This window comes from Bradyrhizobium sp. LTSPM299 (genome assembly GCF_000938235.1).
Taxonomy (GTDB): domain Bacteria; phylum Pseudomonadota; class Alphaproteobacteria; order Rhizobiales; family Xanthobacteraceae; genus Bradyrhizobium.
The window spans coordinates 1-10,938 of sequence record NZ_JYMU01000061.1 but is presented as its reverse complement, the minus strand read 5'-3'; the positions used below and the strand labels follow the sequence as shown (position 1 = coordinate 10,938).

Sequence of the window (10,938 nt, the reverse complement as noted above, 5' to 3'; positions counted from 1 at the left end):
CCGACGGCTCGCCCGCACCCGGTGCAAATAGCCGTAAATGTAAAGCTTCAGCAGGTCGCCCGGCGCATAGGGCGGCCGACCCAGTTCCTCGGCCGCAGCCTTCGAAAATCCCAACTCCGCAAGAGCCAGCGTATCTACAAACGCATCGATCACCCGAACCGGATCGTCGCGCCCCACCACCTCGTCCAGAACCTCAGGAAAAAGCGTCGTTTGATACCGCGACTGGCCCGTCACATGCGCCATCATAACCTCGAATCAAAGCCCGATCCCGACAACAATAGCCGATCAGGTTTTCACACAGCCTGGAACGCGGGGACGACGGGACTACAACGGAGTCCTCCGATACTCCCGGTTGCTCAGGCTCGCTTCCTCGAGATCGAGGTCGCGCTCGATGCGGCGCCGCGTTTCGTCGGTGATCTTGCCGTCGCGCAGCAGCGCATGGATGAACTTGCGTTCGGAGGCGATCAGTTCGCGCGTCAGCGCGGTACCGGCTGCGGAGGCGTCGTGCTTGTCGGGGTCGAGGGTATCTGGCAGCTGGTTGGAACGGATTTCGTGCCGCGAGCGCAGCAGCTTCACCACCTCGTCGGACAGTTCGCGATCGTCGGTGATGGCGTCGAGCGATTTCAGCGCGGCGTCCAGCGCTTCGCGCCGCGCCGCGATTTCCGATTCATGCTCCGCGACATACTCGCTGCGCCCGTCCTTGGCGAGGCCGAGCCAGCGCACCACCGGCGGCAGTCCGAGGCCGAGCCCGACCAGCGTCACGAAGATCACGCCGAAAGCGACGAACAGGATCAGGTCGCGATAGGGGAAAGCATCGCCGTTCGGCAGCGTCAGAGGCAGCGCCAGTGCCGCGGCGAGCGAGACCGCGCCGCGGACGCCGGTGAAGGCCACCACGAACACCGCGCGCCAGGACGGCAGCGGATCGCGGTCGCGCACGCGCTGGCTGATCCAGCGCGGCAGATAGGTGCCGGGAAACACCCAGAGGAAGCGCGCGACGATCACGATGACGGCGACCAGCGCCGTGGCCGCGAGGATGTCGTGCAGCGGGAACGCCTTCGATTTCTCGTACAGCGAGCGCATCTGGAACCCGGTCAGCAGGAACAGCAGGCCCTCGATCAGGTAGATGATCAGGTCCCAGAAGAAGATGCCCTGCAGGCGCGTCGCGGCCGAAATCAGCAGTGGCCCGTTCCAGCTCATATAGAGCCCGCAGGCGACGGTCGCGATCACGCCGGAACCGCCGAAATGCTCGGGGATCCAGTAGGCGAGATAGGGCGTGATCAGCGACAGCGTGATCTCGACCTGGGAATCGCGGGCACGGCGGCGGGCGCGCAGGCTGAGCCAGCCGATCGCCGTGCCGAACACGACCTCGGCGGCGACGATGACAAAAAAGGTGCCGGTCGCCTTCGGCAGCGAGAATAGCCCGGTCGAGATCGCCACCACCGCGAAGCGATAGAGGATCAGCGCGGTCGCATCATTGGCGAGACCTTCGCCCTCGAGCACCACCAGGATGCGCCTGGGCATGCCGAGCTTGCGCGCGATCGCCAGCGGCGCGACCACGTCGGGCGGGGCTACGATGGCGCCAAGCAGGAAGCCGACGTTCCAGGGCAGGCCGATCAGATAGTGGGTCGCGGCCGCGACCATGAAGGCGGTGAAGATCACGCAGCCGACCGACAGCAGGATGATCGGCCGCAGATTGGCCTTGAACTCGCGCCAGCTCATCGCGACGCTCGCCGAATAGATCAGCGGCGGCAGCACGACCAGCAGCACCAGTTCCGGCGGCAGTTCCAGCAACGGCATGCCCGGCACGAAGGCGAGCACGATGCCGACCAGCAGCAGCAGGATCGCCGGGGCGATATTGACCCGCCGAGCCACGAGGGCGGTTCCCGCCAGTACGCCGAGCAGGATGAGAAAGATCTGAAATCTGGCTTCCATGACGGCTCAATTCGCCCGGAAAAGAGCGGCAGTCAATGCGGTCGGGCCATCGCCGGCCCGCTCGACCATGTCACGGAGTTGTCGTCCGGGAGCACGTCAGACGCGCTCGATCAGTCCTTCAGGTCGTAGCGATAGGATTTCGAGACGATCTGCCAGCCTTCCGCGAGCTTCATCGCCACCAGATAGTCGGTGAAGAAGCGCGGCGGCAGCTGGCAGCGCACCTTGATGAAGGCGGTGTTGTCGTCGGAGCGGTCGATGGTGACGATGAAGTCCTCGCGTTGCTTACCCTCTGCCTTCCCCGACGGACGCTTGCGCACCCAGGCGAGCCAGTCAGGCACGGTCAGGACCTTCAATTCGCCTTTCTCGACCCAGCGCAGGTCGGCACTGGGATGGAAGGCCGCGGCGAGCTTGTCGGCGTCGCCCTCATAAAGGCCGTCGAAATAGGTCTGCACGACGCTTTCGACGCTGGATCGATCATGGCTCATCGGTTGGTCCTCCCGGCAGGATCTGGTCTGATAGGATTTAGCCATGAACCGCCTGGCAGCGCCATGGCCGGCAACAAAAATCAGCGTGAGGGATCAGCCGTGACCGCACATGCAAATCAGAACGACCGCATCCTTACCGGCGAATGCCTCTGCCGTGCCGTGCGCTATGAGGTCGCGGACGCATTTGCCTACGCGCTCAATTGCCATTGCTCGAATTGCCGGCGCGCCACGGGTTCGGCGTTCAAGCCGTTTGCCGGGATCGCGCGTGAGAGATTGACCGTCGTCGACGGCGCCGACAGCCTCATGATCTATGGTGGTGCTGCGGCCCACGACGCGCATTGCGCGCGATGCGGCTCATTGCTCTATTCCCTCGTCCGTAACGGCGCCTACGTCCATGTCACGATGGGAACGCTACGCGATGAGCCGGCGATCCGGCCGAGCGCGCATATCTTCGTCGGCTCCAAGGCGCCCTGGGACGTGATCTCGGACGACCTGCCGCAATATCAGGAGCACGTCACGCGCGGGGCGGAATAAATCCGCGTCCGGCCCGGTAATGCCCAATGGCTGGCCAGCAAAATCCGAACCGAGCGTCCATTTCGCCGACTAACAGTCAGGACGGCCCGCTCCACACTGGCGTCGATCGTGAGGTACCTCACAAAGGCCGGGGGTCGCTTCTGGTAGTCGGATAGGCGTGCTAGAAATGCTAAATTCTGGGACGGTCACCATGAACAGGCCCGGGTTCCTCAAATTGAATCGATTGGCTCTCGCTGTCGCGGCCTTCCTGCTGCTCGTGTGCCAACCGGCCTTCGCCGAGAAGCGCGTGGCGCTGGTGCTCGGGAATTCTGCCTACAGGAACACCGCGCCGCTGGCGAACCCGGGCAACGATGCCGCCGTGATGGCCGCGACGCTAAAGGCTGCCGGCTTCGATTCCGTGGACTTCCGCCGCGATCTGCCCGCCGCCGAAACCCGCCGCGCGCTGCGTGACTTCGGCGACCGCGCCCGCGATGCCGATATCGCCGTGGTCTATTACGCCGGCCATGGCATCGAGGTGGACGGTGCCAATTATCTGATCCCGGTCGATGCCAAGCTGGAACGCGATACCGACATTTACGACGAAGGGCTTTCGCTCGACCGCGTCCTGGTCGCGATCGAGCCAGCGCGGAAATTGCGGCTGGTGATCCTCGATGCCTGCCGCGACAACCCGTTTGCCAAAACCATGAAACGGACGCTGGCGACCCGGGCGATCGGGCAGGGGCTCGCCAAGGTCGAGCCGACCAGCCCGAATGTGCTGATCGCCTATTCGGCGAAGGCCGGCTCCACGGCGGCCGATGGCGACGGCAAGAACAGTCCCTTTACCACCGCCTTGTCGAAATATCTGCCGACGCCGGGCCTCGATGTCCGCCGTGCGTTTGGCTATGTGCGCGACGAAGTGCTCAAGACGACCAACAACCGCCAGGAACCGTTCGTCTATGGCTCGCTCGGCGGCGAAGACGTTGCGCTAGTTCCGGCGCCAGCCAGGCCTGCACCGCCACCGGTTGCCGCGGCACCGGCTGCGCCGGCGCCCACGGCGCAGTCCGAGACCCGTCGCGATTACGAGCTCGCGCTGCAGATCGGCAACAAGAGCGCGATGAACGCCTTCCTCGCACAGCATCCCGACGGCTACTACGCGAACCTCGCCAAGCTGCAGGTCGAGAAGTTCTCGGCGGAGGATACCCGTGTCGCCGCCACTGAGAAGGCGCGGCTTGCCGAACAGGAGCGCGCGCGGCTGGTCGCCGAGGGTGCGCAGAAGACGCAGCAAACCAGGGCCGAGGCCGATGCGAAAGCCGCCGAGCAGGCGCGCCTTGCCGCCGAGCAGGCCAAGCAGATCGCCCAGGACCAGGCTGCCGCCGCCGAACAGAAGCGGCTTGCCGCGGACAAGGCTGCCGCCGATCAGGCCGCGGCCCAGCCGCCGGTGGCCGCGGCTCCCGCGCCTGCTGACAAGACCACGACGGTGGCCGCGCTGACCGCCGGGTCGCCCCAGGTCGACGTCACCAAAGCCGACGTCACCAAATCGGTGCAGACCGAACTGCGCCGCGTCGGCTGCCTGACCGGTAGCGCCGATGGCGATTGGAACGCGGCTTCGCAGCGTTCGCTGACGCTGTTCAACCGCTACGCCGGCACCAAGCTCGACGCCAGGACCGCGAGCCTCGACACGCTCGATGCCGTCAAGCTGAAGCAGTCCCGAGTCTGCCCGCTGGCCTGCGAGCATGGCTACAAGGTTGACGGCGACCACTGCACCAGGGTCGTCTGCGCCGAGGGCTCGTTCCTCAACGACGACAATGAATGCGAAAGGCAACGCGGGCGGAGGCCGGTCGCCAAGCGCGATAGCGACGACCGTCCGTCGCGGCGTGAACGCGCCTATGTTCCGCAGCGGGAGCCGTCGGTGCCGTCCGCGGCCATTCCGCGCCCGCAGGCGAGCGTGAGGAATGAGAGTGACCGCGACCGCGGCAAGATCGTCTGCGATAACACCGGCTGCAAGCCGCTCCTGCACGGCTGTCATATCGAATACCGCGGCGGCGGGGGCGTCCCAACCTACGCCGGCGTCGGTAATGTGCAGGTCTGCAACTGAAGGTTAAATCGCGCTCGCCGCGATATTGACCATCAACGCCAGCAGCGCCGTGTTGAACACGAACGAGATGATGCCGTGCACGGTCGCGGTGCGGCGGATGATCTTGTCGGTGATGCCGACATCGGAGACCTGCGCGGTCATGCCGATCACAAACGAGAAGTAGACGAAGTCCCAGTAGTCAGCGTCGACATGCTCGTCGCCGCTCGGAAACTGCAGGCCGCCGGGCTTCTTGCCACGATAGAATTCATGGGCGTAGTGCAGCGAGAACGCGGTGTGAACCACAACCCATGACAGGGCGATGGTGGCGACTGCGACCGCCAGGGCCAATGGATTGTCCTTCGCAGCGCCGAGCTCGGATATGATCGCGGCCAAACTCGCAAACGCGCCAAGCGCTGTCAGCACCAGGATCAGAAAGCGACCGTCGTCCTGCACGACCGCGCTGCGCTTGATATGGGCGACGCCACAGCGCAGCATCATCACATAGGCAAGCACGAGATAGAGCAGGGCGAAGGCATCCCAGCCCGCGAGCAGACGGGTCACCATCCGCGGTGAGCCTGGTGCCAGCAGCGCCACCACGATGCCGAAGGCGATCGAACCGAACATGCGCGGCCGGCCCACGACGACGCGGACCGGCATCGGCAGCTTCCTGAAGCGAACAAGGTGGTCGGCGAAATCCTTGTCCATTGGCTGCCGCGTCCGCCTAGTTCTTGCGCTCGGCGACGAAGCGCGCGGCGGCGCGCAGCACGTCGCCCCTCGCGCCGAAGATCGACAGCGCGGCATCGGCGCGCGCCAGCAGGTCGCGCACGCGCTGCTTGGCGCCCTCGATGCCGAGCTGGGTGACGAAGGTGGTCTTGCCAAGCGCCGCATCCGCGCCGGCCGGCTTGCCGAGTGCCGCCGCGTCGCCCTCGACGTCGAGCAGGTCGTCGGCGATCTGGAAGGCCTCGCCGAGCGCTTTGCCGTAATCGTCGAGCGCCTGATATTCGCTCAGTGAGGACTGGCCAAGGATCGCGCCGGCGATGCAGCCGAAGCGCAACAGCGCGCCGGTCTTCATCTGCTGCAGGCGGGCGACGTCGACCGGTTCGCGATCGCCGAAGCGGCCTTCGCCGGCGAGGTCGAGGATCTGGCCGCCGGCCATGCCACCGACGCCGGAGGCACGCGCCAGCGCGCGGGTCAGCAGCAGGCGGACATTGGCGTCCTTGTGGATCTCGTCGCGGGTGATGATGTCGAAGGCGATCGTCAGCAGTGCGTCGCCGGCGAGGATCGCGGTGGCGTCGTCATAGGCCTTGTGCAGGGTCGGGCGGCCGCGGCGCAGGTCGGAATTGTCCATCGCCGGCAGATCGTCGTGGATCAGCGAATAGCAGTGGATGCATTCGAGCGCCGCACCCGTCAGCAGCGCGGCCTCGCGCGACACGCCAAACACCGCCGCACTCTCGACCACCAGAAACGGCCGCAGCCGCTTGCCGCCGCCGAGGCTGGAATAGCGCATCGCCTCGATCAGCCGCTTCGGGCGCACGATCTCATCTGTTACGGTCGCATCGGACAGCAATTTCGCAAGCAGGGCTTCGGTATCCTCCGCGGTCTGGTCCAGCCGCTTGGAAAACTCTGCAGTACCGGTCGTCATTAAGAATTGCTCCAGATCGATTTTCGGCCGGACAATCGTTGATGGCATCGGCTTCGTCAATTCCACCCTGCGATGGATCGCGCCTTAAAAGTGCTGGAAAAACCGTGAATTATCACACAGACGTCAAGTGGCGCCGGCCATTTTGGGGCTGACGTGGACCGCGTCCGAGCCGGAAATCGCCGTTTTGCGCATCGTCCGAATTTCATTGCTGCTTTTGCTGGCCCTGCTGCTGCCGCCTTATTTGGTGGCGCCGTTCTACCGCGCCGGCCACCCGGTCTCGGCCTTGATGGCGTGGCGGACCCTGACCGGTGCCCCGGTGACGCGGCATTGGGTCGATTTCGGCGCGATTTCGCCATATCTGCCCCGTTCCGTGGTCGGCTCGGAGGACGCCAAATTCTGCAGCCATCGTGGCGTCGATTGGGGGGCGCTGCGCGAGGTGATGGATGACGCCGAGGATGGCGAGGTGGCGCGCGGCGGCTCGACCATCACCCAACAGGTCGCCAAGAACCTGTTCCTCTGGCCGGGCCGCAGCGTGATCCGCAAGGGCCTGGAACTGCCGCTCGCACTCTGGATCGATTTCGTGCTGCCCAAGCAGCGGATCCTGGAAATCTACCTCAACATCGCCGAGATGGGCCCCTCCGGGCAATTCGGCGCCGAAGCGGGGGCCCAATTTGCCTTCGGTCGTTCCGCTGCCGCGCTGTCACCGCGCGAGGCGGCGCTGTTGGCGGCGATCCTGCCGAATCCGGTCAAACGGAGCGCCCACAGCCCGGGCCCGGGGGTCCGCCGGCTGTCCGGGACCTATATGGCCCGGGCCAATGCGGTCGAGCGCTGTTGGCGCGAAAATCGTGGTTCTTGAGCCGATTTCTGGCGCTTTTTGCTCAATCCCACCCTAGATTTACTTGGTCCCTTCCTCTATAAGCGCGGCCTTACCGGCATCGCACCCTGCGCTCTCAGCGCTGTGCCCGTCCGTATTTTGGACGATGCCTCCGCAACACCCCTAGAGGACCCGTTATGGCCGTTCCCAGAAGAAAAACCTCGCCGTCGCGTCGTGGCATGCGCCGTTCGGCCGATGCGCTGAAGACCCCGACCTATGTCGAGGACAAGGACTCCGGCGAACTGCGCCGCCCGCACCATCTCGACCTGAAGACCGGCATGTACAAGGGCCGCCAGGTCCTGAAGGCCAAGAAAGAGTCCTGATCGAACGGTCGGCCTGCGCGCCGCTATGTTGCGGCGTCGCAGCTGAATTCGGCCAACGCGTGCGATCAAGGCGCGCGCGTCCGCGGCGAAGCCGGTGCATCGCCGCCTTGCTCGGTTCTCCCTGATTAAGGTCTCTCTGATTAAGGCCCTGCCCGATGGTCGGTTTTCCGCTGCTGCTGGTTCCGCTCGCGGTCTACAACATCATCGCCTTCCTGATGCCCGGCGTGTCCTTCACGGACCCGCTGATCAAGCTGACATTGATGTCGGGCGAGATATGGCCGGTCACGCTGGGCGATACGCTGCTTGCCGCTGGCATGCTGCTGTTGATGCTCGAGGTGATCAAGGGCGCGCGGCCGGGCGCGAAATATCTCACCGATCATCTGCTGTCGCTGATCGTGTTCGGCGCGGCGGCGGCCGAATTCCTGCTCTGGCCGAAATTCGGCAACTCGATCTATTGCCTGCTGACGCTACTTGCGTTGGTCGATTTCATCTCCGGAATTGCGCTGCGCACGCGCCGCCGCGCGGTTGCGGTGGCGCCGCAGCAGCGCGCAGAGAAGTTCGAGCCCGCGCCGGCGCCAGTGCACGTCGCGCCCGCAGCTGCACCAGCGCCCGTTGCTGCGCCTTCGCCAGCGCCAGTTCCGGCCGCAGTTTCGGTGGCTGAATCGGTGTTGCTGGATAAGGATGGGCCGAAGCCAGCGCAGCCCGCGGTCACTTCGCCGGAGCTTCAGCCGGGCGACCAGCTATCCCCCGACGCGCCGCGGTAGAAACAACCGTCGCTAGATAATTTGCTTTGTCCGCCGTGTGACGCTGCGGCGTTCGCGGGCGTCCGGTTCGTACGCATGCTGTGCGTCGGCCGGCGATCCGCGCCGCAGCTCGCGGGTCTGCGCTTCATGCGCGGCGGTTGCGATCAGCTGTGTGACGAAGGACGGATCGGGATGGGGCAGCGGGATCTTGGGTGCCCACTGGGTCGTCGTGGCCAGCGGCACCAAAGCCGTGCTGGTGGCGCCGCGGTCTCCGTCGACTTCACCGTCCCGTTCTTCTGATTGATCGATATCCGGCATTGTGATCAGACCCGGCTGAACCGTCACGTGTTGAGACGATGCGTCTCTTAGTAACGTGGCGTCTCTTAGTAACCTGCCAACCGCAAAAATTGTGCCGACCGTGCCCGGTCCGTTCCGGGGGCTTCGTCAAATGTGGTTTCCAAATTATTTATCAACTTCACCTAGCGTTCGATTCGCCGGAACCACTATCTCTGGGCGTAGAATCACCCGATGATGGTGTCCCAAATCGAGGCAAGCTTGATGCCCTCTGTCCCGCCAGCTGCCAGCATCCTCGCCTCACTTGGGCAGGCGACGTTTGCCTGGGATCTCGCGACCGATGCGATCGCCTGGAGCGACAATGCTGCGGCGGTGTTTCCCGACATTCCGGCCGGGTCGCTCGCGAGCGGCGCTGAGTTTGCCAAGCTGATCGAGCCGTCGCGCGCGGTGCGATCGGAGGCGCTCGGGCAGGGTGCGTCGGCACGGAGCGGCGAGGCCGTTCCCTACCGGATCGAATACGGCGCTCGTGCCGCGAGCTCAGCCCCGCTGCTCTGGATCGAGGAGACCGGTTGCTGGTTTGCCGGTGCGGACGGAAGGCCGGCCCGGGTGCAGGGTATCATCCGCGTCAACAACGAGCGTCATGCCCGCGACGAGCAATTGCTGAAATTGTCGCGGCACGATCCGCTCACCAACGAACTCAACCGCACCCATCTGATCGCCTCGCTCGCCGAGACGATCGAGGAATGCGCGCGCTTCCGCTCGTCCTGCGCCTTCATGCTGATCGGCATCGATCATCTGGCGCGGGTCAACGATGCGTTCGGCTTCGATGTCGCCGACGCCGTGATCGCCGAGGTCGCGAAGCGGATCCGCGCGCGGTTGCGCAGCGGCGACATGCTCGGCCGCTTCTCCGGCAACAAGTTCGGCCTGATCCTGCGCAACTGCACCGTCGACGATACCAATGTCGCGGCCGAGCGGTTCCTGGCCGCGGTGCGCGATGACGTGGTGCCGACCCGCTCCGGTCCGGTATCGGTGACGGCCTCGATCGGCACCGTCACCATTCCGCGCTACGCCAGATCCGCGGAGGAGGCGATCAACCGCGCCCAGGAGACTCTGGACGCCGCCAAGAGCCGCCGCGCCGGATCGTTCGCACTGTGGAAGCCGAATGTCGAGCGCGACGCCCAGCGTCGCGTCAACATCCGCGTCACCGACGAGATCGTCACCGCGCTGAACGAGCGACGGATCGTGGTCGGATTCGAGCCCGTCGTCGACGCCCGCTCGCGGCAACCGGCATTCTACGAATGCCTGGTCCGCATGGAGCAGGACGACGGCCGGGCGCTACTTGCGCCCGATATCGTGCCGGTTGCCGAGCGGCTCGGCCTGATCCGGATGGTTGATCATCGCGTGCTCGAGCTCGCCGTCGCCGAGCTTGCGGCGGCGCCGGAGGTGCAGCTCAGCCTCAACATCTCGCCGGATACCACGATGGATCCGGACTGGTGGACCACGATCGAATCGCTGATGCGCGCCCATCCCGGTGTCGGTGAGCGGCTGATCGTCGAGATCACCGAGACGGTCGCGATCCAGGACATCGACGACGTCCGCGGCTTCGTCACGCGGCTGAAGAATTTCGGCAGCCGGATTGCGATCGACGATTTCGGTGCCGGCTACACTTCATTCCGGAACTTGCGCAAGCTCGGCGTCGACATCGTGAAGATCGACGGCGCCTTCGTGCAGAACATCGCGCGCTCGGCGGACGACCGCGCCTTTGTGCAGACGCTGATCGATCTCGCGCGGCGCCTGCAGATCAAGACGGTTGCCGAATGGGTGCAGGACGAAGAGGCGGCTGCGATGCTGCGCGAATGGGGCTGCGATTTCATCCAGGGCCGCCTGATCGGCCTCGCATCGCCGGACCGGCCGTGGAGCCCGTCGGCCGGGAAGGTGCTGCCGGCGGCGGGGTGATCCACGAAAGCCAGCCAAATTAATTAAAGGTGTCGTCCCGGCGAAGCAGGCTGTGCGAGAAGTCGCGCTGCTTGCGACGGGATGGCTGCATCGGCCAGCAAA

The 10,938-nt window shown here is 65.2% G+C and carries 12 protein-coding genes; 6 read left to right on the top strand and 6 right to left on the bottom strand.

Annotation, left to right across the window (positions count from 1 at the left end; all coding sequences use genetic code 11):
- The 3 genes from UP10_RS31205 to UP10_RS31195 all read right to left on the bottom strand — a co-directional run.
- Positions 1-243, bottom strand: a 243-nt coding sequence (locus UP10_RS31205; protein WP_502692175.1) for a transposase, incomplete at its 3' end; no start/stop codon positions are given.
- 81 nt (positions 244-324) lie between these two features.
- Positions 325-1,932 (bottom strand): Na+/H+ antiporter, encoded by a 1,608-nt coding sequence (locus UP10_RS31200; protein ID WP_044591040.1) that lies wholly within the window; start codon positions 1,930-1,932, stop codon positions 325-327.
- A gap of 110 nt (positions 1,933-2,042) precedes the next feature.
- Positions 2,043-2,417, bottom strand: a complete 375-nt coding sequence (locus tag UP10_RS31195; protein ID WP_044591039.1) for a nuclear transport factor 2 family protein — start codon at positions 2,415-2,417, stop codon at positions 2,043-2,045.
- 63 nt (positions 2,418-2,480) lie between these two features.
- On the opposite strand from UP10_RS31195, the gene UP10_RS31190 reads away from it, so the two are divergent.
- Together UP10_RS31190 and UP10_RS31185 are read left to right on the top strand one after the other, a co-directional pair.
- The gene (locus tag UP10_RS31190) at positions 2,481-2,951 is read left to right on the top strand and encodes a GFA family protein (RefSeq protein WP_156180398.1); all 471 of its coding nucleotides are present in this window, start codon (positions 2,481-2,483) and stop codon (positions 2,949-2,951) included.
- A 190-nt stretch (positions 2,952-3,141) separates the two neighbouring features.
- The gene (locus UP10_RS31185; RefSeq protein WP_044591038.1) at positions 3,142-5,025 is read left to right on the top strand and encodes a caspase family protein; all 1,884 of its coding nucleotides are present in this window, start codon (positions 3,142-3,144) and stop codon (positions 5,023-5,025) included.
- 3 nt (positions 5,026-5,028) lie between these two features.
- On the opposite strand, the gene UP10_RS31180 is transcribed toward UP10_RS31185, so the two are convergent.
- On the bottom strand, positions 5,029-5,709 hold the full coding sequence (locus UP10_RS31180) for a DUF1345 domain-containing protein (RefSeq protein WP_044591037.1): 681 nt from the start codon (positions 5,707-5,709) through the stop codon (positions 5,029-5,031).
- 16 nt (positions 5,710-5,725) lie between these two features.
- Positions 5,726-6,646: a polyprenyl synthetase family protein gene (locus UP10_RS31175; RefSeq protein ID WP_044591044.1), complete on the bottom strand. Its 921-nt coding sequence runs from the start codon at positions 6,644-6,646 to the stop codon at positions 5,726-5,728.
- 184 nt (positions 6,647-6,830) lie between these two features.
- Here UP10_RS31175 and mtgA point away from each other — a divergent pair, with 184 nt between their 5' ends.
- The 3 genes from mtgA (at position 6,831) to UP10_RS31160 (ending at position 8,607) form a co-directional block, all read left to right on the top strand.
- Complete coding sequence (gene mtgA / locus UP10_RS31170; protein WP_044591043.1) at positions 6,831-7,502, top strand: monofunctional biosynthetic peptidoglycan transglycosylase; 672 nt, start codon at positions 6,831-6,833, stop codon at positions 7,500-7,502.
- A 155-nt stretch (positions 7,503-7,657) separates the two neighbouring features.
- Complete coding sequence (gene rpmF, locus UP10_RS31165) at positions 7,658-7,843, top strand: 50S ribosomal protein L32 (protein ID WP_044536294.1); 186 nt, start codon at positions 7,658-7,660, stop codon at positions 7,841-7,843.
- A gap of 155 nt (positions 7,844-7,998) precedes the next feature.
- Complete coding sequence (locus UP10_RS31160) at positions 7,999-8,607, top strand: hypothetical protein (RefSeq protein WP_044591036.1); 609 nt, start codon at positions 7,999-8,001, stop codon at positions 8,605-8,607.
- Between the two features lie 12 nt (positions 8,608-8,619).
- Here UP10_RS31160 and UP10_RS31155 read toward each other — a convergent pair whose 3' ends face one another.
- The gene (locus tag UP10_RS31155) at positions 8,620-8,904 is read right to left on the bottom strand and encodes a hypothetical protein (protein WP_044591042.1); all 285 of its coding nucleotides are present in this window, start codon (positions 8,902-8,904) and stop codon (positions 8,620-8,622) included.
- A 240-nt stretch (positions 8,905-9,144) separates the two neighbouring features.
- Between UP10_RS31155 and UP10_RS31150 the strand changes: the two genes are divergently transcribed.
- Positions 9,145-10,836 carry a bifunctional diguanylate cyclase/phosphodiesterase gene (locus UP10_RS31150; protein ID WP_044591041.1) on the top strand — a complete coding sequence of 564 codons (1,692 nt, stop codon included), beginning with the start codon at positions 9,145-9,147 and terminating at the stop codon, positions 10,834-10,836.
- Positions 10,837-10,938 lie beyond the last annotated feature (102 nt).